The organism is Zoogloea sp. (assembly GCF_044344315.1).
In the GTDB taxonomy this organism is placed as follows: domain Bacteria; phylum Pseudomonadota; class Gammaproteobacteria; order Burkholderiales; family Rhodocyclaceae; genus Zoogloea.
Window position 1 is genome coordinate 1 of sequence record NZ_JBIJDC010000075.1, and the last position, 23,000, is coordinate 23,000.

Below are 23,000 nucleotides of genomic sequence, written 5' to 3' on the forward strand. Positions count from 1 at the left end.
CTCAGGCTTCAAGCCGACTTCTTCGAAGAGCTCACGGTACATGGCCTGTTCCGGCGATTCGCCGTGCTTGATTCCGCCTTGCGGAAACTGCCAGGAATGTTCTCGTATCCGTTTGCCCCAGAAAACTTCGTTGCGCGCATTCACCAGAATGATGCCGACGTTAGGCCGATAGCCTTCACGGTCGAGCATGGTGCAACCTTTAATTCATGAACTGGCCGGAATTCTTCCACATTTCCCCCTGTCGTGAAAGAACAACGCCCTGATTCGGTGCGCTGCACGACAAGCGCTGCCAGTCCGCGCTGTGCACGCTAAAATTACAGGCTGTACTTTCAACGGATCCGGTCCATGCGTGCCTCCCAGTTCTTCCTCTCCACCCTCAAGGAAGCCCCGTCCGACGCCGAAGTCATTAGTCACAAGCTCATGATGCGGGCGGGCCTGATCAAACGGCTCGCGGGTGGTATCTATACCTGGATGCCTCTTGGCCTTCGTGCCCTGCGCAAGGTAGAGGCTATCGTGAAGGAAGAGATGAACCGTGCCGGCGCCATCGAGTTGCTCATGCCCGCCGTCCAGCCCGCCGAGCTCTGGCAGGAATCCGGGCGCTGGGACTTCTACGGCCCTGAGCTGCTGCGCTTCAAGGACCGCCACGACCGCGACTTCGTGATCGGCCCGACCCACGAGGAAGTCATCACCGACGTCGTGCGTCGTGACTTGAGGAGCTACCGGCAACTGCCCAAGCACTTCTATCAGGTGCAGATGAAGTTCCGTGACGAGATCCGGCCGCGCTTTGGTGTCATGCGCGGGCGTGAGTTCCTGATGAAAGACGGCTATTCCTTCCACAGCTCCTTCGAGGACCTGCAGCGGGAATACCGCAACATGTACGACACCTACCACCGCATCTTCAACCGCCTCGGCCTGAAGTTCCGCGCGGTGGCTGCCGACACCGGCTCCATCGGCGGCACGGGCTCCCATGAATTCCACGTCATCGCAGAAACCGGCGAGGACGACATCGCGTATAGCCCCACGTCCGACTACGCTGCCAACGTGGAGCTGGCCGAAGCCCTGGCGCCCACCACGCCGCGCCCGGCCGCAAGCGCAGCCCTGACCAAGGTGCATACGCCGGGCGTCAAGACCATCGACGAACTGGCTGCCTTCCTCAAGGTGTCGGCCACGAGCACCGTCAAGGCCATCGTCGTCGACGGTGACGACAGCACCGGCAACAAGCCGGTGCTGCTGCTCCTGCGTGGCGACCACGAACTGAACGAAGTAAAGGCCCAAAAGATCGCTGGTGTGAAGAATCCGCTGACCTTCGCCTCCCCTGCCGCCATTCTTGCCGCGTTTGGTGCCAACGCAGGCTCGCTCGGCCCCGTGGGCTTTGAGGGCCGCGTGGTGATGGACCGCAGCGTGGCCGCCATGGCCGACTTCGTTACCGGCGCCAACGAGGACGACCATCACTACACCGGCGTGAACATCGGGCGCGATTTCCCGGAGGCCGAAGTGGCCGACCTGCGCAATGTCGTGGCCGGTGATCCCTCACCCGATGGGCAGGGCACCCTTGAGATCTGTCGTGGCATCGAAGTCGGCCACATTTTCCAGCTCCGTACCAAGTACGCCGAAGCCCTGAACTGTAAGTTCCTCAACGAGCAGGGCAAGGAGCAGATCATGGAGATGGGCTGCTACGGAATCGGTGTGTCGCGCATCCTGGGTGCTGCCATCGAGCAGAACAACGACGCACGCGGCATCATCTGGCCGGACGCCATCGCCCCGTTCCAGGTTGCCATCGTGCCCATGGGCTACGCCAAGTCGGATGCGGTGCGCGACGCAGCCAACGCCCTCTACACCGAGCTTGTTGCAGCGGGCATCGATGCATTCCTCGACGACCGGGACGAACGCCCCGGTTCGCTGCTGGCCGACAATGAACTGATCGGCACGCCGCATCGCGTCGTCATTGGCGACCGCGGTCTGAAGGAAGGTGTGGTCGAGTATCAAGGGCGTCGCGACGCGGAAGCCACCAAGCTGGCCCTCAACGAAGTGGCCAGCCTCGTCATCGGCAAGCTGAAGGGCTGACCCATGGCTGCATTGAGCCGCACCCTCGCTTCAAGCTTCCTTGCCCTGTCATTGATGGGAGCAGGGGTTGGCGCATGGGCCGGCAATCAGCAATATCAGCCCCTCGCCGCCAGCGTGCAGGCAGCCCTGCACGCTGCGGTGGCGGATCAGGCGCCCCTTGATGCGAGCTTCCAGCGTTCGGCGGAGCGGGCCCGCTGGCTCTCCGAGATGTCGCAACGCCTGGCGAGGCGCATTCCCGACGAAAGCTATCGCTCGGAACTCCTTCGCGCGGTGCACTACGAAGCCAGCCGGGCGGGTCTCGACCCGCAGCTTGTCCTGGGACTGATCCAGGTGGAAAGCGGCTTCAAGAAGTATGCGGTGTCGTCGGTCGGTGCCCGTGGCTACATGCAGGTAATGCCCTTCTGGGCCCGTCTCATCGGCACCGAAGACACCAACCTCTTTCACATGCGCACCAACCTGCGCTTCGGATGCACGATCCTGCGCCACTACCTTGACATCGAGAAGGGCGATCTCTTCCGCGCCCTCGGTCGTTACAACGGGAGCCTGGGCAAGGCCGAGTATCCAAACATGGTCCGTGCGGCCTGGGAACACAACTGGTCCTACCCAAGCTACCGACTGGCCCAGAGCCCCTGAAACAAAGGCATATGAACGATACGGGCGCCCAGCAGGCGCCCGTTCTGCATTCAAGATACCTGAATCATCCCACGATGATCCCGCCACCAAGGCACGCGCGGCTTTCGTAGATCACAACACTCTGCCCTGGCGTCACCGCCCATTGAGGCTGGGCAAAGGCAATCTCGGCCCGCCCGCCGGCCAAGACATCAATCTCACAGGGGGCATCCGGCGTGCGATAACGCGGCTTGGCGGTGTAAACCCAGTGGGTGCGCGGATCCCGCCCCGACACCCACGACAGGTCGGCAGCAATCATCCGGTCCTTGAGCAAGGCAGGATGATCGTGCCCTTGCACAACGTACAGCACATTGCTGGCCACATCCTTGACTGCCGCATACCAGGCATCGTGATCGCCGGCGTCATCCTGATTGCCCTTGATGCCACCGATCTGCAGCCCCTTGCGCTGGCCGATGGTGTGATGCATCAAGCCCTGATGCTGGCCGATGACCTTGTTGCCATCCAGCGTGCGGATCTCACCCGGCCGGGCGGGCAGATAGCGGGACAGAAACTCCCGGAAGGGGCGCTCACCGATGAAACAAATGCCGGTGGAGTCCTTCTTCGCGTGCACGTGCAGACCGGCAGCTTCGGCCATCTTGCGCACATCGCGCTTGTAAAGGTGACCAATGGGAAACAGGGTTTTGGACAACTGGGCCTGATTCAGGCGGTAGAGGAAATAGCTCTGGTCCTTGGTACCGTCCTCTGCCTTCAGCAGTTGGTATTCCGTCCGCCCGTCGTTGGTCCATTCACGCACCTGCGCATAGTGCCCGGTGGCAATGCGGTCGGCGCCAAGGGCCATGGCGTGATCCAGGAAGGCCTTGAACTTGATTTCGGAATTGCACAGGATGTCCGGGTTCGGCGTACGCCCGGCCTCGTACTCCCGCAGGAAATCGGCGAAGACCCGATCCTTGTACTCCGTGGAGAAATTCACCACCTCCAGTTCGATGCCCAGCACATCGGCCACCGACACCACATCGACGAGATCCTCCCGGGTCGAACAGTATTCGCTATCGTCGTCATCCTCCCAGTTCTTCATGAACAGGCCGACCACGTCATAGCCCTGTTGCTTGAGCAGCAATGCCGCCACAGACGAATCCACTCCGCCGGACATGCCGACAACGACTTTTTCCTTACGAGACATTCGGTCCCTCTCCATCCAGCCAGTCTTCCAGGGGTAACACCACGGCCGGATCGCCATGCTCCCCGAACCACGAATCCACCACAAAGCGCGCCCCGCCTTCAGGCACCTCACCACTCTTCTCGCGAATCACCGCCGAGAAATGCTGGGCCACCAACCAGCGTACCCTGCGCTGAATCGGCTCCACAGCATGAAAACGTAAGAGGCCACGGCCTTCCATCATTCTTAGAAAACCGGAGGTCGTCTCGGCATGGTCGATGCAATCCATCATTCCATGGACACCATCGTCGAGGAAGTCCCCCGGGCGGTCCGCCTGAATCGGCGACTGCTCACCTGCCCACAGGTACAGCTGGCCAACCACCAGAGACAGAATCGCCCGCTCGGCCACTGGCGTGTCCGCCAACCTCAGCCGCCCTCCAAGCTCGGTGAGCCTGGTTTCCGAAAAAATCACCTCCTGCCGGGCCACGCAACCGTAGTTGAAACAGACGGTGGCGTGCTCGTCTGCCAGAGCGATACCCGCCCACAGCAGTGCCGCGACAAAAACGTACTTCATGGTGCGTCATAGTGGCGGATCAGCTCCAACGGATATCTCCGCCCGGCGAGGTAATCCTCGCAGCACTGAAGAATCAGCGGGCTGCGATGGCGCTCCCGCGTCAACTTCAGCTCGTCAAGCGTCATCCACACAGCGCGCACGATACCCGCATCCAGCGAACGCTCAGGCTCGAAGCCGCATAGCTCACCGCCAAAGGCAAAACGCAGATAGGTCACATCACCGGTCGGTCGGGGCCACTGATAGATCCCGACCAGGAAGGACGGGCGGAATACATGGGCGGTTTCTTCCAGCGCCTCCCGCGAGGCGGCCTCAATCAGCGACTCACCCTGCTCCAGGTGACCGGCAGGCTGATTGAAGCGCAGCCCGTCGTCGGTCTCCTCCTCCACCAACAAGAAGCGCCCATCGCGCTCCACCACGGCCGCGACCGTGACATTCGGCTTCCAACTCCTCATGGCGATCCTGCAGACAAAGACCCCATTTTACCCCCTTCCGAGCGGCGGTCCGCAGCCGCTCGGAATGAGCTAGAATTGGGGGTTTGAATTCACTGTTTTCAGCTGGAGATCCCCATAATGTCAATGGCAGACCGCGACGGTTTCATCTGGTACGACGGCAAACTCGTGCCGTGGCGCGAAGCGACCACCCACGTGCTAACGCACTCCCTCCACTACGGCCTGTCCGTGTTCGAGGGCGTCCGCGCGTACAACACCGTCAAGGGCACAGCGATCTTCCGCCTTGCCGAGCACACCCAGCGTCTGCTCAACTCCGGCAAGATCTACATGATGAACATTCCTTACACCAAGGAAGTTCTCATGGAAGCACAGCTGGAAGTCGTGCGCGTGAACAAACTCGAAAGCTGCTACCTCCGCCCGATCGCCTTCTACGGCTCCGAGAAGATGGGCATTTCCACCAAGGGGGCGACGGTGCATGTGGCCATTGCCGCCTGGCCGTGGGGCGCCTACCTGGGTGAAGATGGCCTGCAGCGCGGCATCCGGGTAAAGACATCATCCTTCGCCCGTCACCACGTCAACGTCACCATGCCCCGCGCCAAGCTGGCCTCCACCTACGCCAACTCCATCCTGGCCAACCTGGAAGCCACCGACGCCGGCTACGATGAAGCGCTGCTCCTCGACACCAACGGTTTTGTGGCCGAAGGCGCTGGCGAGAACCTCTTCGTGATCAAGGATGGCGCCATCTACGAACCCGAGATTGCTTCCGCCCTCACCGGCATCACCCGCAGCTCGATGATCCAGGTCGCCAAGGAATTCGGCCTCGAAGTAATCTCCAAGCGCATCACCCGTGACGACATCTACATCGCCGACGAAGCCTTCTTCACCGGCACGGCGGCTGAAGTCACCCCGATCCGTGAGCTCGACGGCCGCGTCATCGGTGAAGGCTCCCGTGGCCCGATCACCGAGAAGCTGCAGTCGCGCTTCTTCGAGATCGTGAACGGCAAGGCACCCGAATACGAACACTGGCTGTCATTCATCTAAGATCCCAGGAGAGATCCATGCCCGAGAATCAGGACAAGACCAAGCCGATCGAAGTGACGGCCAAGGCGCTCCCGCTCCACTGCCCAATGCCCGACGCCCCCCTGTGGGCCCGGCATCCGCGCGTGTTCCTGGACGTGACTGCCGAAGGCAAGGCCACCTGCCCGTATTGTGGTGCCCAGTATGTCTTCTCCGGCGAGCTGCCCAAGGGACATCACTGAGCTTCGACACAGGCTTCGGCCAGCACGGGGGCGGCAACGCCCCCGTGTCACGTCAAGACGTCCATCCGGGGAGCCCCTCATGAGCAATCCCATCTTCACTACACCCGACGAAGCGGAAGCCGCCTTCTACGCAGCCTTGGCCCACGCCGATATCGACCGCATGATGGCTGTCTGGTCCGAGGATGACGAAGTCGTCTGCGTTCATCCGGGCAGCATTCGTCTGATCGGCCTGGTCGCCATCCGGGAATCCTGGCGTCAGCTCTTCGCCAGCGGCGCCCGCATCACCGTCAGCGCCACCCACCCGGTGCGCTGGTCCAACCTGATGACAGCCGTGCACACGGTCCATCAGCACGTCCACGTGGAGGGAGATGATCGCCTCCATCCGCCGATCATAGCCACCAACGTCTTCGCCCGTGGTGCGCTCGGCTGGAAGATGGTGATGCATCACGCCTCACCGGCCCCAGACATGGACAACCTGCACAGCAACGACTGCCCCCACGTCATCCATTGACGCCATCCATCACCCGCTACATCGCGCCTCGCTGGCTGCCCGGGGGGCACGCCCAGACCATCTGGCCCCTTCTTCGCAAGGGGCCCCTGCCCGATCTCCGGCGCGAACGCTGGGACACCCCGGATGGAGACTTCATAGACCTGGACTGGCTGCCCCATCGGCCGGGCGCGCCGCTCGTCGTCCTCTTCCACGGTCTCGAGGGCTCCAGCGAGTCACCCTACGCGCGCAGCCTGATGCGCATGCTCACGCGCTTGGGCTGGAACGGTGTGGTTCCACACTTTCGTGGCTGCTCCGGCGAGCCCAACCGGCTGCCCCGAGCCTACCATTCCGGCGACGCGGACGAGATCGGATGGATACTGGAGCGACTCGCCACCCTGCACCCGCAGCTTCCACGCTACGCAGCGGGGGTGTCCTTGGGCGGCAACGCACTGCTGCTGTGGCTCGGCACCCGTGGGCGCGATGCCTGCCAAACCATCCATGCCGCAGCGGCCGTCTGCCCGCCCCTCGACATGGCCGCGGCCGGGCACAACCTGAGCAAGGGCTTCAACCGCCTCTACACCCGGCACTTCCTCGCTACACTCAAACACAATGCCGCAGCCAAGCTGCGCCAGCACCCCGAACTGTTCGACCTCGAGGCCATGCTGCGTACCACCAACCTCTATGAGTTCGACAATCTCGTCACCGCCCCACTACACGGCTTTCGCGATACCGATGACTACTGGCACCGGGCGTCCAGCAAAGCCCACCTGAAGGAGATCAGCATCCCCACACTGGTAATCAACCCGCTGAACGATCCCTTTCTGCCGGCGAGCTTCCTGCCCAGCCGCAAGGACGTCTCCTCCTTCGTCACCCTCGAGCAACCTGAGGAAGGCGGACATGTGGGTTTTGTCTCCGGTGGATGGCCTGGTCATCTCGATTGGCTTCCCGGGCGTCTGGTGCATTTTTTCACGATCAGTCACAATTCCTGACCCCCCTCCCCCATGGGCATGGGGGCGTCATGGTGCACCGCGTATAATCCGGTTTTCATTTCCCAGAAGCGGAGCCTCCAGCATGTTCGTCCCTGCCCCCGAGATCTTCAAGGCCTATGACATTCGTGGCATCGTCGACAAGACACTGACCGCCGAAGCCGTCCGAGCCATCGGCCATGCCCTCGGTTCGGAAGCCGTCGCGCGAGGCCAGAAGGCCATCGCCGTCGGCCGGGACGGCCGTCTATCAGGGCCAGAGCTGGCAGGAGCCCTCTCTGACGGCATTCGTGCCGCTGGCGTGGACGTGGTGGACGTGGGCTGCGTACCCACCCCGCTGACCTACTTCGCGGCTTACGAGCTGGGCACGAACTCCTGTGTCTCCGTCACCGGCAGCCACAACCCCCCCGATTACAACGGCCTGAAGATGGTCCTCGGTGGTCAAACCCTGTTCGGCGAACTCATCCAGGCCCTGCGGCAGCGCATCATCGATGGCAACCTGGTCAATGCCGCCGTCCCGGGCAAGCTCACCCAGGCCGATGTTGTTCCCGCCTACGTCGACAAGATCATCGGTGACGTAAAACTCTCCCGCCCCATGAAAATTGTCATGGACTGCGGCAATGGCGTGGCCGGCGCAGTGGCACCGGAACTCTTCAAGCGCCTCGGCTGCGAACTGGTCGAGCTGTTCTGCGAAGTGGATGGCAACTTCCCCAACCACCACCCGGACCCATCGAAGCCGGAAAACCTGGCCGACGTGATCCGTGCCCTGAAGGAAACGGACGCCGAGATCGGCCTGGCCTTCGACGGTGACGGTGACCGCCTGGGCGTAGTGACCAAGGACGGCGAGATCATCTTCCCCGACCGCCAGCTGATGCTGTTTGCCGAAGACGTGCTCACCCGCGTGCCGGGCGGCGAGATCATCTACGACGTCAAATGTACCCGCAACCTGGCTGGCTGGATCAAGGCTCGCGGTGGCAAGCCCACCATGTGGAATACCGGCCACGCCCTGGTCAAGGCCAAACTCAAGGAAACCGGCGCCCCCCTGGCCGGCGAGATGAGCGGCCATGTCTTCTTCAAGGAGCGCTGGTACGGCTTTGACGACGGCCTGTACACCGGCGTCCGCCTCCTCGAGATCGTGTCCCGTCAGCCCGACGCCAACCCGGTCCTCAAGGGCTTGCCCGACGCCATCAGCACACCAGAGCTGAACATCAAGATGAACGAAGGCGAACCCTTCGCCCTGGTGGACAAGCTCAAGGCCGAAGCGAGCTTCGAGGGCGCGGAAAGCATGCTCACCATCGACGGTGTGCGTGTCGAGTACGCCGACGGTTTTGGCCTTGCCCGCCCGTCCAACACCACCCCGGTGGTGGTGCTGCGCTTCGAAGCGGATACCCAGGAGGCCATCGAGCGCATCCAGGCCGATTTCCGCCGCGCCATCGAAGGCGTTTGGCCGGGCATCCAGCTGCCTTTCTGACACCCTGGCAACAGGTTTGAAGAAGCAAAAGGGCCACCCAATCGGGTGGCCCTTTTGCATGGAGCGCTCCGGAAACGGCTACAGATCAGCGTGGGCGAACAGATTACCTTCGACGATCTCCGGCAGCGCCATCCCTCGGGACAGCATCCAGTCGCGCACTGCCTGCCCTGTGGCCTGAGGCCACGGGCGCAATCTATCCGGCGCAATCAATCGAAACTCGGCCAACTCTTCATTCAGCACGATGTCGCCCCGCGCCTGCACGTGATAGCCGAGCAGCAGCTCATTTTTACGCAGGAAGGGATAAGCACCGAGAAGCCGCACCGAGACTGCGTCGAGATTGACCTCTTCCTTCACCTCACGGGCCACCGCCTCTTCCGGCGACTCGCCTTTCTCCAGAAAACCGGTGACCAGCGCAAACATCCGCTCCGGCCAGGCATGATTGCGGGCCAGCAGGATTGCGCCCTCCCGGTCCACGCACTCGATCACCGCCGCCACCACAGGCAAGGGATTGTCCCAGCGCACGAAACCACAGGAAGGGGTGTAGCAGGCCTGCCGCTCGGCACCGGCCACATGCCCCCATTCAAGGGGGCTGCCACACTGGGGACAGAAACGCCAGGACGCTTGGCTCATCACACCCTCAACCCAGCTTGCCGCCAACCCAGGCCGCCACCGATGCCAGCGCCGCCGGCAATGCTGCCGCGTCGGTGCCACCGGCCTGGGCCATGTCGGGACGACCACCGCCCTTACCACCCACCTGCTGGGCAACAAAGTTCACCAGCTCGCCGGCCTTGACCTTGCCGGTCAGGTCTGGGGTCACGCCGGCAATCAGGCTGACCTTGCCGTCGGACACACTCGCCAGCACCACGGCGGCGCTCTTGAGCTTGTCCTTGAGTTTATCGAGCGTCTCGCGCAGGGCCGTTGAATCTGCACCTTCGAGCACTGCAGCCAGCACCTTGGCCCCAGCCACATCCGCCGCCTGACTCACCAGGTCGTCGCCCTGGCTGGCAGCCAGCTTGCTCTTGAGCCGAGCCAGTTCCTTCTCCAGCGCCTTCACGTTGTCCATCACCTGAAGCACGCGGGACAGCACTTCCTGAGGCTGGGCCTTGAGGGCGCTGGTCACCCCCTCAAGCAGCGCCTGCTGGTCCTGCACCAGGGCCACCGCCACGTCGCCGCACACGGCTTCGATACGCCGTACACCAGCCGCCACGCCACCTTCGAGGGTGATCTTGAACAGGCCGATGTCACCCGTACGGGCCACGTGGGTGCCACCACACAGTTCCTTGGAAGAACCGATGCTGAGCACTCGCACCTCGTCACCGTACTTCTCGCCGAAGAGCATCATGGCGCCCGTCTTCTGGGCGGATTCGATGTCCATTACACGGGCTTCAGTGGCCGCGTTGGCGAGGATCTCATCATTGACGAGGCGCTCGATGCGGGCGATCTCCTGGGCGCTCACCGGCTTGGTATGGGCAAAGTCGAAACGGGTCTTGTCAGGATCAACCTGCGAGCCCTTCTGCTGCACGTGCTCGCCGAGCACTTCGCGCAAGGCCTTGTGCATCAGGTGAGTGGCAGAGTGATGACGGGCCGTGCGGGCGCGGGCCTGGGTGTCGACCCGGGCGGTGACGCCATTGCCGACACTCAGTTTGCCGGTCTTGACCACACCGTGATGACCAAAGACGGTGGCCTGAATCTTCTGGGTGTCCTCGACTGCAAAGATGCCATGCACGGAGCGCAGCTCGCCCCGGTCACCCACCTGACCGCCGGACTCGGCGTAGAAGGGCGTGTCGTCCAGCACGACAACACCCATGTCGCCTTCGGACAGCTCATTGACCGGAACACCGTCCTTGTACAGGGCCAGCACATTGCCCTTGGCTTCCAGGCCGTCATAGCCGTGGAAGGTGGTCGCCGGGCCGTCGTACTCCAGGTTGGTGGCCATCTTGAACTTGCCGGCGGCGCGGGCCTGCTCCTTCTGCCGGGCCATGGCCGCATCAAAGGCCGCCCCGTCGACGGTCACGTTGCGCTCGCGGCACACGTCGGCGGTCAGATCCAGCGGGAAGCCGAAGGTATCGTGCAGCTTGAACGCGGTCTCGCCGTTGAAAACGGCACTGCCAGCGGCAGCCATCGCCGCCAGCTCCCCTTCGAGGATGGCCATGCCGTTCTCGATGGTGGCAAAGAAACGGTCCTCTTCCTGCTTGAGGATGTCGGTGACGCGCTGCTGGCCGGCCTTCAGCTCGGGGTAGGCCTCGCCCATCTCGGCCACCAGATCGGGCACCATCTTGTGGAAGAAGGCCGCACGGGCGCCCAGCTTGTAACCGTGGCGGATGGCGCGGCGGATGATCCGGCGCAGCACGTAGCCACGGCCCTCGTTACCGGGGATCACGCCGTCGGCGATCAGGAAGGAGCAGGCACGGATGTGGTCAGCCAGCACCTTGAGGGACGGGCTGTCCATGTCGGCACCGGAGGTCTCGCGGGCGGCCGCAGCAATCAACGCCTGGAACAGGTCGATCTCGTAGTTGGCATGCACATGCTGGAGCACGGCGGAGATCCGCTCGAGGCCCATGCCCGTATCCACCGAGGGCTTGGGCAGCGGGTGCATCACGCCGGCCTCGTCACGGTTGAACTGCATGAACACGTTGTTCCAGATCTCAATGTAGCGGTCGCCGTCTTCATCGGGCGACCCGGGCGGGCCGCCCCAGATGTGCTCGCCGTGGTCGTAGAAGATTTCGGTGCAGGGGCCGCAGGGGCCGGTGTCACCCATCATCCAGAAATTGTCGGAGGCGTAGCGCGCGCCCTTGTTGTCACCGATGCGGATCACCCGCTCCGCCGGGACACCGATTTCCTTGGTCCAGATGTCGTAGGCTTCATCGTCTTCGGCGTAAACCGTGACGGTGAGCTTGTCCTTGGGCAGCCCGAAGACGACGGTGAGCAGCTCCCAGGCATAGTTGATCGCGTCACGCTTGAAGTAGTCACCGAAGCTGAAGTTGCCCAGCATCTCGAAGAAGGTATGGTGACGGGCGGTGTAGCCAACGTTTTCCAGGTCGTTGTGCTTGCCGCCGGCACGCACGCACTTCTGGGACGTGGTGGCACGACTGTAGGGGCGCTTGTCGAAGCCGAGGAAAACATCCTTGAACTGGTTCATGCCTGCGTTGGTGAACAGCAGGGTCGGATCCTCATGGGGCACGAGAGAGCTGGACGCTACGATCTGGTGGCCCTTGGAGGCGAAGAATTCGAGGAACTTCTGGCGGATTTCGGCGCTTTTCATCGGCGTGGGGTCTCCGGGTGTCTCAAACAGCGACGGTCGGGGAAAGGTCAAGTTTCAGAGCCCGAAATTGTAGCATCCCTCCCCGCCCGGCCCGGCTGGCTATAATCGCCACTCCAATAACATCAACTCCATCAGGAGACAGCAGACATGGGCCACCGCCTTTCCAAGATCTATACCCGCACCGGCGACGCCGGCACCACCGGCCTCGGCAATGGCAACCGGGTATCCAAGAACAGCTTGCGCATCCACACTCTCGGCGAGGTGGACGAAGCCAACGCGGCCATCGGCATCATGCTCTGCGAAGAGCTGCCGGAAGACGTGCGCGCCCTGCTCACCAACGTGCAGCACGATCTCTTCGACCTGGGAGGCGAGGTGTGCATTCCGGGCATGGAGATGATCACCGCAAAGCAGGTGCAATACCTTGAAGACGAACTGGACCGGTTCAACGATGATCTGGAGCCCCTGAAGGACTTCATCCTCCCCGGTGGCACGCGTGCCGCGGCATTGAGTCACCAGGCACGCACCATCTGCCGGCGGGCCGAGCGGATGATCGTTGCGCTGGCCCAGGAGGAAGCGGTGAATGACGCACCGCGCCAGTACCTGAACCGCCTTTCCGACCTCCTCTTCGTGCTCGGCCGGGTGCTCAACCGGGCCGGCGGCCGTGGCGACGTGCTGTGGCAGAAGAGGAAGAACGCCTGAAAAAAAGGCTGCCCGACCGGCAGCCCTTTTTTACCAATCAACTTTTTCCACCAGCCCGAGGGAACGCCCCAGGAAACGCTCGCCGATGGTCTGGAAGCGCAGCGGTATGTCAGTGACGGTATAGCGATAGGTCGGCAGATTCTCGCCGGAATTTGCGATCCCTAACTCAGCCAGCTTGCGGGCCGCCTGCTCAGCAACAGTGATCGCCGAATCGACGAGACGCACGTCCGGCCCGACCACATCCTGGATCAGAGGCTTGATCAAGGGATAGTGGGTGCATCCCAACACCAGGGTATCGACATTCTCGGCCAGCACAGGCTTGAGATATTCCTGGGCAGTGAGTCGCGTTACCTCGTGCTCGAGCCACCCCTCCTCTACCAGCGGGACGAAGAGTGGACAGGCCTGGGAATACACACGAACCCGGGGATCAAGGGCATGCATGCGCCGGGCGTAGGCATTGCTATTGACCGTTGTCGGAGTACCGATCACGCCGATTGCTCTGGAACGAGACTCGGCCACCGCCGCGCGGGCACCCGCATCGATCACATCCAGCACGGGAATACTCCCGGCCTTGTCCTTTACCACTTGGGACGCCACCGCGGCCATGGTGTTACAGGCGATGATGAGCATCTTCACGCCCTTGTGGAGCAGATGGTCGGTGATCTGGCCCGTAAAGTGCTCGATGGTTGCCACCGACTTGACGCCATAGGGCACACGGGCCGTATCGCCAAAGTAAACGATGTTCTCGAGGGGCAGGCGCTCCATCAGCGCCCGCACGACAGTGAGGCCGCCCACGCCGGAATCGAAGACTCCGATGGGCAGCGCGCCGGTTTCAGACATGGTGTTGGATGAAAAGAGGAAGCGCGGATTCTACGCCAGTCCGCCTCCCGCGCGGACGGCCTGTCGCAGCTCAGTAACCGAGGCGGGCGACCAGCTCGGCTTCTTCCTCCGGGGTGAAGGCGAACTTGTAGATAGACTTTTCGTCGGGCAACTCACGCCATTTCCCGCCGATCTCCCGAAGACGGCTTTCAATGGTGGCGCAAGACAGATGCATCAGCAGTGCCGGCGCCTTGACGCGCTCACACATACGCTCACCACCCATCTGCTTGAACTCAAGCAGCTTCTCGTAGAAATCCCGGTGACGGGGATTGATCTCGATAAGGATGTCCGTACACCCCTTGACCCGATAAGAGTAGATGTAGAGGAGATTGAACAGGGAGGCGATCAAACGCTTGGAGCGCGCGGAGGGATCGATGGCAAAACGCCCGAACTCGCACAGCTTGCGCCCCTGAGACCGCAGACGCGCAGCCTCCATGCCGTAAGTCTTATCAAGGGCCAAACCCGCAGGAGAGTCAACGTTGACCGTCAGCGTGGCATAAACCCGACCAAACAGCTCGGCATTCATGGTGAGCTGATTGGGCTCGTCCATCGAGCCCAATTGCCCGTAGCCGCGCCAGGCATACCGTTTTTGAATGAGCAGTTCGGTCTCGCGACGACGCTCTCCATCACGCATCAGCATCTTGATGCGGAACTTATCCTGGCGCTCGCTCGGCGCATCGACCTTGGGATCATCCTCGGCGATGCAAAGAGGATCAAAGCGCCAAGACTCCATGGCCGTAACCTCCGCAAGCGTCTGCGGCGCACTGTCAACCTGAACGGGGAGTTTGGGCGGCTTTCGAAACATCATCACATACTATACCGCGGCTTCTGGACGCGGAATATTGTGTTGCTTCAAAGCCCACAACACATGCTCCCTGACCATGGGGGATGGATCGTCGCGACGGGACTCCAGAGCGCCGACAGCCATTGGCACGCCAATGGCATTTCCAAGCGCGACCGCAACATTTCTGGACCAGCGCTCGTAACCGATTCTGTAGATAGGACTACCTGTCATTCGCTCTTCGAAGATCACTTTCGACCACAGGAATAACTCTACCAGTCTGGCGCCGTCAAGCCCATGCCGAGGTGTGAAATCAGACACGGTGGACTGTCGAGCGAAGCGGTTCCACGGGCAAACGAGCTGACAATCGTCACATCCGTAGATGCGGTTACCAATCAGCGGCCTGAACTCTTCGGGAATGGCGTCCTTGAGCTCTATCGTCAGATACGAGATGCAGCGACGGGCGTCGACCTTGTAGGGCGCAATGATGGCACCGGTCGGGCAGGCCGGAATGCAGGCCGAGCACTCGCCGCAATGAGTCCGCACTGGGTCATCCACGGGAAGCGGCAGATCCGTGTAGATCTCGCCAAGAAAAAAGAAGGAACCAGCCTGCCGTGACAACAGCAGCGTGTGCTTGCCACGCCAACCCAGCCCAGCCTTCTCGGCCAGCGCAACCTCCATAACGGGTGCTGAATCCACAAAGACCCTGTACCCGTGCGGAGCATCAGCCGTGATCCGGTCAGCCAGGCGCTGCAGGCGACTGCGCAACACCTTGTGGTAGTCGCGTCCCAGGGCATATCTGGACACATAGGCCTTGGCTGAATCCTGCAAGACCTCGGTGGGGCTTTCGCCCTCGCCGAGGTAGGACATGCGTACAGATACAACCCGGCAAGTTCCCGGGACAAGCTCAGCCGGCCGGGTCCGCTTTAGCCCGTGTTTGTACATATAATCCATTTGCCCATGGCAGCCGGCATCAAGCCACGCCTGCAACCCCGGCTCAGCGTCCCGGAGATCGGTATCAGCGATCCCGACCTCGTCGAAGCCCAACTCCAGCCCCCACGCCTTGATATTGGCAGCCAGGGACGCAAGACCGCCCTGTCCACCGGAAAAATTATCGTGCCCCAAGCTCATGCCTTTGATGATAGCGGTCCGACGCGGCCCATGCACCTACCCGATGAAAATGCCACCTTGGCCATCGGCGAACGACTGGCCCGCGCCCTACCACCGCGCATGACGATCTACCTCCTGGGCGACTTGGGGGCAGGAAAGACAACCCTGAGCCGCGGCCTTCTCAGAGGTTTGGGCCACACAGGGAAAGTGAAGAGTCCGACATATACCTTGGTCGAACCATATAAAGATTCTAGAATAGTCGTATATCACTTTGATTTTTATCGTTTCACCCATGCAAATGAGTTTCTTGAAGCCGGCCTGGAAGAGTATTTCGAGGGTGACGGAATCCGTCTCGTGGAGTGGCCGGACCGGGCCCAGCCTTTCCTACCTGCGGCCGATCTGGAAATCCATCTGCAACTTGGCACCAGTGGTGGGCGAACACTCACCCTGCAGCCACTGAGCAGGGAGGGTCAAAAGTGCATTCAGGATCTGGATACAAGCGCGGAGTCCTCCCCCTGACATCGGCGGGTGGCGGCAAGATCACACGCCGACGCCTGATCGGTTCAGCCGCTGCAGGTCTTGTGTTATTGGTCAGTCGCAACAGCGTTGCTGCCTCAGCATCGGTGATGGCGGTACGGGTGTGGCCTGCCCGGGACTACACCCGCATCACCATCGAAAGCCGGGAACCCCTGGTTTTCAGCCATCACTCGGTGCGCAATCCGGAGCGGCTGGTGGTGGACCTGGAAGGCCTGGAACTGAACAGCATTTTGCAGTCCCTGCCCACCAAGATCACTGGCCAGGACCCCTACATCCAGCTCATCCGGGCCGGCCGCAACCGTCCCGGGGTCGTACGACTGGTCATCGAGCTCAAGGCCGAAATCGTTCCCCAGGTCTTCACCCTGAAACCCATCGGCGAGTACGGCCACCGACTGGTCCTGGATCTCTATCCTGCGGAGCCGGTCGATCCCCTACTGGCCCTTCTGGAAAAGCTCTCGCCGGAAGAAGCGGCAGCAGGTGGGGCAACGCCGCCGGGCCTGCCAGAGAAAGCCGAGGAACCCCCTGCCCGGCGCCTGGCTGAAGCGGAACGCAAGCCCGACACATCGCCTCGGGAAACGCCCGTCGATCGCCCCAAGACGCGCAAGCCAGGCTCCGAAGATGAACCAGCCGTCACCCGTCTGATCACCATTGCCATCGACCCCGGACATGGTGGAGAAGATCCGGGTGCCGTCGGCGCGGCCGGCAGCTACGAGAAGAACGTCACCCTGTCGGTGGGGCGACGCCTGAAGGCACGCATCGACGCCGAACCTAACATGCGCGCAATGCTGACCCGCGACGCAGACTATTTCGTGCCTCTCCAGCAACGGGTGGCCAAGGCCCGCCGCGTCCAGGCAGACCTCTTCGTGTCGATTCACGCAGATGCATTCATCAGCCCAAGCGCGCGGGGAAGTTCGGTTTTTGTACTCTCCGACAAGGGCGCATCCAGCACCGCCGCACGCTGGCTGGCACAAAAGGAAAATGCGGCAGACCTCATCGGCGGCGTCAATCTGGGGGTCAAGGACAGCCATCTCGCGCGCACCCTGCTTGATTTATCCCAGACAGCGGCCATCAACGACAGTCTGAAGGTGGGCAAGGCGGTACTAGGCGAACTCGGAGGTATCAATCGCCTTCATAAAGGCGAGGTGGAGCAAGCCAGCTTTGCGGTTCTCAAGGCGCCGGATATCCCATCCATCCTCATCGAAACAGCATTCATATCGAATCCCGAGGAGGAAGCGCGCCTGAATGACGAGGCCTACCAGGACAGGATGGCTGAAGCCATCCTGCGCGGGCTAAGGCGCTACTTCGCCAAGAACCCGCCGATGTCCAAGTCTCGCCTCGCCAGCCTTAACTGAGGCCTGCCCAGACACCAGCGTGGCGACTTAGCGGATGCACACCTTGCGTACCTGCTTCAAATCGGTGACCCCGCCCAACACCTTTTCAATGCCATCCTGACGCAAGGTTCGCATGCCCTCGTCGAGGGCAGCGGACAGCAGGGTGGCCACTCTCGCTCGCTCCTGGATCAGGGCCTTGATGCGGTCGGTACCCACCATGAGCTCATGGAGGCCAAGCCGCCCCTTGTAGCCCAAGTTGCACTGGTCGCAACCCACCGGCTCATAGAGGGTGAAGCGCCCCTTGCTGTCGGCATAGCGCTGACGCCAGCCCGCCATGATTTGTTCACGTGCTGCCAGGGGGTCCTCCACGAAGGCAGGAGTCTGACGGAGATCCTCGCAGTACTCGTCCAGCATGTGGCGGATTTCATCTTCTGTGGGATGGTAAGACTTCTTGCACTTACCGCACAGGCGCTTGGCCAGTCGCTGCGCCAGAATGCCGAGCAAAGCATCGGCAAAATTAAAAGGATCCATCCCCATGTCCAGCAGACGCACGATGGATTCCGGTGCGCTATTGGTGTGCAGGGTACTGAACACCAGGTGCCCGGTGAGCGAGGCCTCAAGGCCGATCGACACCGTCTCCTTGTCACGCATTTCGCCGACCATGATCACATCCGGGTCGGCACGCAGGAAGGAGCGCATCACCGTCGGAAAATCAAGGCCCGCCTTGCGGTTGACCTGCACCTGACGGAGCCCCTTCTGGGTGATTTCCACCGGATCCTCGGCAGTCCAGATCTTGGTTTCCGGGGTGTTGATATGCCCCAGAATGGAGTGCAGCGTTGTCGTCTTGCCCGATCCGGTAGGACCGCAGACAAAAAAGATGCCATAGGGTTTGGCGATGGTCTGCTTGAGCCGCTCGTAGTTGCTGTCCAGCAAGCCCAGCTTCTCGAGGGGTAGGGGCTCGCTGTTGGCCAAAAGACGCATGACCACATCCTCCAACCCGCCGGTTGTTGGCACGGTTGCCACGCGAAGCTCGATATCGAGCGGCCCGAAACGACGAAACTTGATCTTACCGTCCTGAGGCTTGCGCCGCTCGGAGATATCCAGATCGCACATGATCTTGATGCGCGTGACAATCGGGCTGCGATAGCTGGACGGAACCTCGATGTAGGGCACCAAGGAGCCATCGCGACGAAAACGGATCTGCGTCTTTTCCTTGCCGGGGCGTGGCTCGATATGGATGTCCGAAGCCCCCTGACGATGGGCATCAATGATGATGCGGTTCACCAACTTGACGAGTTCGTTGTCTGCTGCTGCAGAGACATCCTCGGCGATGGGATTGCCATCGCCATCGTCGTCCTGCATGTCCGAAAGAAGTTCGGAAACCGAGCCATCATCGCTTCCACTCCCCCCGAAAAACTGGGCAACCGTCTGCATGAACTCCAGCTGGGTGGTCACGCAAAACACGGGCGTAGCCTTCGGAAACACATTCTGGACGACACGCGAAGCGACAGCCTGCTCAGGATCCGTCACCAGGGTCAGCAGCCCCTCAGGGTTTTCCTCAAGGGGAAGCCACTGGGCTTGCTGCACGTAATCCTTTTTTAGGTTCCTGAGCAGATCCAGGGGCTTGACCCGATCCGGCCGGAAGGGCTCATAGGGAGCCCCAAAAAAACGCGAGATGGCGCTGCCGATGTCTACGGGCTTGAGCTTGTAATCGTCGAGTAGCAGTTGCTCAAGGGAGATTCCCCGCTCCCTCGCCTGGCTGGTGGCCGCCTCAAGCTCGGCGCTGGTGAGCTTGGCATCATTGACCAGCCCCTCGTACTTGGACTTGGGCTGCACCAGGGCATGACGCCGTTGAGCAAAAGCAACGGCCAGCGTCTGTCCCAGGCCCTGAATGCCTTCCTCGGCGATGGCCGAGAACACCTCTCCACTCCGGGTATTGATGAGCTGGATGACGCCTAGTACATCACCGCTCTCCGCATTGGAGATGGGCGCCACGAGCATCTGATGGCAACGATAGCCCGTGCGCTCATCAACCTCGCGACGGAACTCCATGCGCATCGAGATGGCCTTGAGCTCCTGCTCGTCGTAGGCATCATGAATGTTGAGCATCTGCCCGGTCAGGGCAACATAACCCGCCACGCTGTTCTCCGCGATGGGCAGGCGGATAGTGCGAATGCTGTGCAGACCCGTCTTGACCCGGGACGAGATGGTGGTCTTGCTCTCGTCAACCACATAGATGGTCAAACGGTCCGCAGCAAACAACGAGCAGATGTCTGCAGACAGCTCGAAAATGATCTCGTCGATATTCTCGGTAGCGTGGATGCGGTTGGTAACCGTCTGCAGCCCCTTGAAAAAGGCTAGCCTGCTGGCTACATCACTCACGCCACCCTTATGAATGCTGCTCATGCTTGGGTCTGCTCCGGAAAATTGGGGCGGGGGCCTTGGAGCGGACTCCTAAGCCGAGCCTCCGTTCCCTCCGCCAGACGCTGAGGCTAAAGGACCAGTTCGAGCCCGTTGTAAAGCGCCCGGGGTGAAAAGCGGCCACAGTAACTCAGAATCTCGTCCAGGGTTGTTTGTGCCCGACTGGGCTTGAGGTGAGTGATCCACACCTCTGGATTTGAATTGATCCGCTCAAGAAAAACCGCTAGCAGACTCGGACACAGGTGACGGGACGCCAGAGCCAGATCGTGGAGTGCATCAGGAAATGCCGTTTCAACAATCAGGTAGCGCAAATCCGGGATGTCGTTGATGGCTGCGATCAGTGGTTCCGAGTAGGTCGTGTCGCCAGAAAACACCAGGCTCCCTCCCTCACCAGACACCTGGTAGGCCACCGCCGGCACAGTATGTAGCGCAGGCAGAGCCTTGATCTGCCGGCCGTCACCGAGCTTGGCCGTTTCGTCCACACGCATTTCCTGGAAACGCAGAAAGGGGTTGTGACGATCAGGAATGGATGAAAAGTCCGGCCACACCAGCCAGTTGAAGATGTGCGAGCGCAGGATACGCAGAGTCTCAGGGGAGCCATGCACCACGATAGGCATGGATCGCGCCTCACCCACCGTGTCCACCAGCAGAGGGATCATCGCGATGTGGTCAAGGTGCGCATGGGTGACGAAGACGTGATCAATCTTCAGGAGCTCGTCGTACTCCAGATCACCCACCCCGGTGCCTGCATCGATCAGGATGTCGTGATCGACCAGCAGTGCCGTGGTGCGCTGGTCGCGCCCACCTATTCCGCCACTGCACCCCAGAACCCGCACCTTCATCTTGTACCCATGAATTTCCGCAAGAGGGGCAACTGGACGTCATGCCCAGGCACCGAAATCAAATCGAACGTCGGTGCAACAGGATACGATTGAGCGAGGACATTCGACGTCAGAAATATCACGCTTCAGTTCCGCGGCCTTGCGATCATCCCTATTGCTGGACAGTCTGGGAGAAAAACTCCATCTTCACGCCAGCGATTTCGACTATGTCGTGATCATTGAGGCGATGGGCTTGAGCATCAAGGGAATGGCCGTTGACCACCGGGAACACGGTGCCTTCGACATGGGTAATGAAATAGCCATGAGGACGTCGGGTGATCACGGCCACCTGGGTGCCAGGCTTACCCAGCGTAGTCAGGGATTTAGACAACTCCAGCGTACGGCCCGCATGGGTCCCGCTGAGAATCTGGATCATGCCAACGACGTTGGCAGCAGGCGCGGCCACTGTCGCAGGCTCGCCAGAGGTGGGGGCACCTGCGGCAGGGCTATCGACTGCCACTGCAGAGCCGAAGGCCACCGCCTCGTCCTGCTCGCTCCCCCCAGCGCTATGCTCGGAGAGAAACTTCAACCGATACTTACCCAGTTCGACCACGTCATTGTTCTGGAGAACGTGCTTCTTGACCGGCTGGCCATTTACATAGGTACCGTTGGTGCTGTTCAGGTCCTCAAGAAAGACGTCGTTCTGAATGGTCACGATCGCCGCGTGCTCACCGCTGATGGCCAGATTGTCGATCTGGATATCGTTATTAGGCTTGCGGCCAATGGTCGTGCGCTCCTTCTCGAGGGGCATTTCCTTCAGCACCAGACCATCCATGCTCAAAATCAACCTGGGCATTGCTTTTCCTATCCGAAACCAGCCTTAGCCGAGCTCTGTGCCAAGCCGCACAGACGCAGAAGACGACACCACGATAACCGATACATTATCCATTCCCCCCCGGTCATTAGCCAGATCGACCAAGTGTTCTGCTGCCACCTGGGGGCTGCCACCGAGCGTGACCAGTATCTCGGCGATATCTGCATCGGGCACCATATCGGTCAGGCCATCAGAGCAAAGCAGGTAATGATCATCGGGCTCAAGGGCAAACACGGCGACATCCGGAACAACCTCCGCCTCCACACCGATCGCCCGCGTCAACAAGCCGCGAAGCGCTGCAGGGCCTTCGGATGCGGACTCAATCATGCCCGCGTCGCACTGCGCCCGCAATACGCTGTGATCCCGGGTGAGGCACTCAAGGGTATCTCCGCGCAGGCGATAGAGACGTGAATCACCCACATTGGATACCAACAGCACCCCATCGGGCCGAAAACAGCCTGCTACAAGCGTGCTGCCCATACCCCGCAAGCCAGGATCCCGACGGGAAGCCATGAAAACGGCACGGTTGGCGAGATGGGCAGCATGGCGCAGATCATCCTCGACAAGCATGCCGTCCGCAACCGCGTGAAGGCGGTCCATCCAGGTAAGCACTGCCATCCGGGAGGCTTCGGCACCGCCAGCGTGACCGCCCATGCCATCGGCCAGGACGGCGAGCCCCTGTGACTCGTCACAGGCCACACAGTCCTCATTGCGCAAGCGCACCTGCCCGATGTGGGATGCCATCGCCATCCGCCAGTTTGCCTTCCCTTTGTTCACGCTCAACTTTCAGCCATAGCCAGACACTTTACCCGAGACAGCCCTCGGTACGCGGCAATCGCCACAAAAGCCACTCCACAAATGAAAACCGCGCCCGAGCATAAGCGCGGGCGCGGTGCGTATCAGGCTCGAGAGCCGGTTACAGCATGGCCTTCAGCAGCTTGGCCATTTCGGACGGGTTGCGCGTCACGGTGAAACCGCACTCTTCCATGATGGCGAGCTTGGCATCGGCCGTATCGGCACCGCCGGAGATCAGTGCACCCGCATGGCCCATGCGCTTGCCCGCAGGGGCAGTCACACCGGCGATGAAGCCAACGATCGGCTTCTTCATGTTGGCCTTGCACCATTCGGCAGCTTCAGCTTCGTCCGGACCGCCGATTTCGCCGATCATGATGACCGCATCGGTATCCGGATCGTCGTTGAACATGCGCA

The 23,000-nt window shown here is 61.3% G+C and carries 23 protein-coding genes and 1 pseudogene; 10 read left to right on the forward strand and 14 right to left on the reverse strand.

Translation table 11 applies throughout. From position 1 onward, the window contains the following. A partial coding sequence (locus tag ACIQ09_RS15230; protein WP_398311579.1) for an NUDIX domain-containing protein occupies window positions 1-189 on the reverse strand: 189 nt, incomplete at its 3' end. Between the two features lie 156 nt (window positions 190-345). Between ACIQ09_RS15230 and ACIQ09_RS15235 the strand changes: the two genes are divergently transcribed. Together ACIQ09_RS15235 and ACIQ09_RS15240 are read left to right on the forward strand one after the other, a co-directional pair. Next, window positions 346-2,064 carry a proline--tRNA ligase gene (locus tag ACIQ09_RS15235; RefSeq protein ID WP_398311582.1) on the forward strand — a complete coding sequence of 573 codons (1,719 nt, stop codon included), beginning with the start codon at window positions 346-348 and terminating at the stop codon, window positions 2,062-2,064. Window positions 2,065-2,067: 3 nt separating this feature from the next. Beyond that, entirely contained in the window at window positions 2,068-2,697 is a 630-nt protein-coding gene (locus ACIQ09_RS15240; protein ID WP_398311585.1) for a lytic transglycosylase domain-containing protein, read from the forward strand. A gap of 64 nt (window positions 2,698-2,761) precedes the next feature. Here the strand turns inward: ACIQ09_RS15240 and mnmA are convergent, their stop codons facing one another. The 3 genes from mnmA to ACIQ09_RS15255 are packed head-to-tail and all read right to left on the reverse strand — an operon-like array spanning window position 2,762 to window position 4,876. Beyond that, window positions 2,762-3,874, reverse strand: coding sequence for a tRNA 2-thiouridine(34) synthase MnmA (gene mnmA / locus ACIQ09_RS15245; protein ID WP_398311588.1), 1,113 nt, complete (start codon window positions 3,872-3,874; stop codon window positions 2,762-2,764). Then, window positions 3,864-4,424: a hypothetical protein gene (locus ACIQ09_RS15250; protein WP_398311591.1), complete on the reverse strand. Its 561-nt coding sequence runs from the start codon at window positions 4,422-4,424 to the stop codon at window positions 3,864-3,866. The genes mnmA and ACIQ09_RS15250 overlap by 11 nt, the downstream gene beginning before the upstream one ends. Then, on the reverse strand, window positions 4,421-4,876 hold the full coding sequence (locus ACIQ09_RS15255) for an NUDIX hydrolase (protein ID WP_398311594.1): 456 nt from the start codon (window positions 4,874-4,876) through the stop codon (window positions 4,421-4,423). The genes ACIQ09_RS15250 and ACIQ09_RS15255 overlap by 4 nt, the downstream gene beginning before the upstream one ends. A 117-nt stretch (window positions 4,877-4,993) precedes the next feature. Here ACIQ09_RS15255 and ACIQ09_RS15260 point away from each other — a divergent pair, with 117 nt between their 5' ends. The 5 genes from ACIQ09_RS15260 (at window position 4,994) to ACIQ09_RS15280 (ending at window position 9,076) form a co-directional block, all read left to right on the forward strand. Then, window positions 4,994-5,914 (forward strand): branched-chain amino acid transaminase, encoded by a 921-nt coding sequence (locus ACIQ09_RS15260; RefSeq protein ID WP_398311597.1) that lies wholly within the window; start codon window positions 4,994-4,996, stop codon window positions 5,912-5,914. 17 nt (window positions 5,915-5,931) lie between these two features. Beyond that, window positions 5,932-6,132: a zinc-finger domain-containing protein gene (locus ACIQ09_RS15265; protein WP_398311600.1), complete on the forward strand. Its 201-nt coding sequence runs from the start codon at window positions 5,932-5,934 to the stop codon at window positions 6,130-6,132. Window positions 6,133-6,211: 79 nt separating this feature from the next. Then, the gene (locus ACIQ09_RS15270) at window positions 6,212-6,643 is read left to right on the forward strand and encodes a YybH family protein (protein ID WP_398311603.1); all 432 of its coding nucleotides are present in this window, start codon (window positions 6,212-6,214) and stop codon (window positions 6,641-6,643) included. Beyond that, window positions 6,640-7,611: a hydrolase gene (locus tag ACIQ09_RS15275; RefSeq protein ID WP_398311606.1), complete on the forward strand. Its 972-nt coding sequence runs from the start codon at window positions 6,640-6,642 to the stop codon at window positions 7,609-7,611. Before ACIQ09_RS15270 ends, ACIQ09_RS15275 begins: the two co-directional genes overlap by 4 nt. A gap of 82 nt (window positions 7,612-7,693) precedes the next feature. After that, the gene (locus ACIQ09_RS15280; protein ID WP_398311609.1) at window positions 7,694-9,076 is read left to right on the forward strand and encodes a phosphomannomutase/phosphoglucomutase; all 1,383 of its coding nucleotides are present in this window, start codon (window positions 7,694-7,696) and stop codon (window positions 9,074-9,076) included. Between the two features lie 78 nt (window positions 9,077-9,154). Here the strand turns inward: ACIQ09_RS15280 and ACIQ09_RS15285 are convergent, their stop codons facing one another. Continuing rightward, window positions 9,155-9,706 (reverse strand): NUDIX domain-containing protein, encoded by a 552-nt coding sequence (locus ACIQ09_RS15285; protein WP_374476162.1) that lies wholly within the window; start codon window positions 9,704-9,706, stop codon window positions 9,155-9,157. 7 nt (window positions 9,707-9,713) lie between these two features. Further along, on the reverse strand, window positions 9,714-12,338 hold the full coding sequence (alaS, locus tag ACIQ09_RS15290) for an alanine--tRNA ligase (RefSeq protein WP_398311613.1): 2,625 nt from the start codon (window positions 12,336-12,338) through the stop codon (window positions 9,714-9,716). Between the two features lie 147 nt (window positions 12,339-12,485). On the opposite strand from alaS, the gene ACIQ09_RS15295 reads away from it, so the two are divergent. Then, on the forward strand, window positions 12,486-13,037 hold the full coding sequence (locus ACIQ09_RS15295; protein ID WP_398311615.1) for a cob(I)yrinic acid a,c-diamide adenosyltransferase: 552 nt from the start codon (window positions 12,486-12,488) through the stop codon (window positions 13,035-13,037). Window positions 13,038-13,067: 30 nt separating this feature from the next. On the opposite strand, the gene murI is transcribed toward ACIQ09_RS15295, so the two are convergent. The 3 genes from murI to queG all read right to left on the reverse strand — a co-directional run bounded on the left by murI (window position 13,068) and on the right by queG (window position 15,777). Then, the gene (murI, locus tag ACIQ09_RS15300; protein ID WP_398311618.1) at window positions 13,068-13,877 is read right to left on the reverse strand and encodes a glutamate racemase; all 810 of its coding nucleotides are present in this window, start codon (window positions 13,875-13,877) and stop codon (window positions 13,068-13,070) included. Window positions 13,878-13,947: 70 nt separating this feature from the next. Then, window positions 13,948-14,649 carry an N-acyl amino acid synthase FeeM domain-containing protein gene (locus tag ACIQ09_RS15305; RefSeq protein WP_398311621.1) on the reverse strand — a complete coding sequence of 234 codons (702 nt, stop codon included), beginning with the start codon at window positions 14,647-14,649 and terminating at the stop codon, window positions 13,948-13,950. Window positions 14,650-14,730: 81 nt separating this feature from the next. Next, entirely contained in the window at window positions 14,731-15,777 is a 1,047-nt protein-coding gene (queG, locus tag ACIQ09_RS15310; protein WP_398311639.1) for a tRNA epoxyqueuosine(34) reductase QueG, read from the reverse strand. On the opposite strand from queG, the gene tsaE reads away from it, so the two are divergent. Together tsaE and ACIQ09_RS15320 are read left to right on the forward strand one after the other, a co-directional pair. Next, window positions 15,658-16,326 carry a tRNA (adenosine(37)-N6)-threonylcarbamoyltransferase complex ATPase subunit type 1 TsaE gene (gene tsaE, locus ACIQ09_RS15315; protein ID WP_398311624.1) on the forward strand — a complete coding sequence of 223 codons (669 nt, stop codon included), beginning with the start codon at window positions 15,658-15,660 and terminating at the stop codon, window positions 16,324-16,326. The two genes, queG and tsaE, sit on opposite strands and share 120 nt — an antisense overlap. After that, window positions 16,323-17,696, forward strand: coding sequence for an N-acetylmuramoyl-L-alanine amidase (locus ACIQ09_RS15320; RefSeq protein WP_398311642.1), 1,374 nt, complete (start codon window positions 16,323-16,325; stop codon window positions 17,694-17,696). Before tsaE ends, ACIQ09_RS15320 begins: the two co-directional genes overlap by 4 nt. Window positions 17,697-17,723: 27 nt before the next feature. On the opposite strand, the gene ACIQ09_RS15325 is transcribed toward ACIQ09_RS15320, so the two are convergent. From ACIQ09_RS15325 to ACIQ09_RS15345, 5 genes and pseudogenes are all read right to left on the reverse strand, one after another. After that, the gene (locus ACIQ09_RS15325; RefSeq protein WP_398311627.1) at window positions 17,724-20,081 is read right to left on the reverse strand and encodes a GspE/PulE family protein; all 2,358 of its coding nucleotides are present in this window, start codon (window positions 20,079-20,081) and stop codon (window positions 17,724-17,726) included. Between the two features lie 86 nt (window positions 20,082-20,167). Further along, window positions 20,168-20,938: a 3',5'-cyclic-nucleotide phosphodiesterase gene (locus ACIQ09_RS15330; protein ID WP_398311630.1), complete on the reverse strand. Its 771-nt coding sequence runs from the start codon at window positions 20,936-20,938 to the stop codon at window positions 20,168-20,170. 151 nt (window positions 20,939-21,089) lie between these two features. After that, window positions 21,090-21,773: an FHA domain-containing protein gene (locus tag ACIQ09_RS15335; protein WP_398311633.1), complete on the reverse strand. Its 684-nt coding sequence runs from the start codon at window positions 21,771-21,773 to the stop codon at window positions 21,090-21,092. 24 nt (window positions 21,774-21,797) lie between these two features. Continuing rightward, window positions 21,798-22,568, reverse strand: coding sequence for a PP2C family protein-serine/threonine phosphatase (locus tag ACIQ09_RS15340; RefSeq protein WP_398311636.1), 771 nt, complete (start codon window positions 22,566-22,568; stop codon window positions 21,798-21,800). Between the two features lie 139 nt (window positions 22,569-22,707). Continuing rightward, window positions 22,708-23,000, reverse strand: a pseudogene (locus ACIQ09_RS15345) (succinate--CoA ligase subunit alpha); the annotation flags it as partial.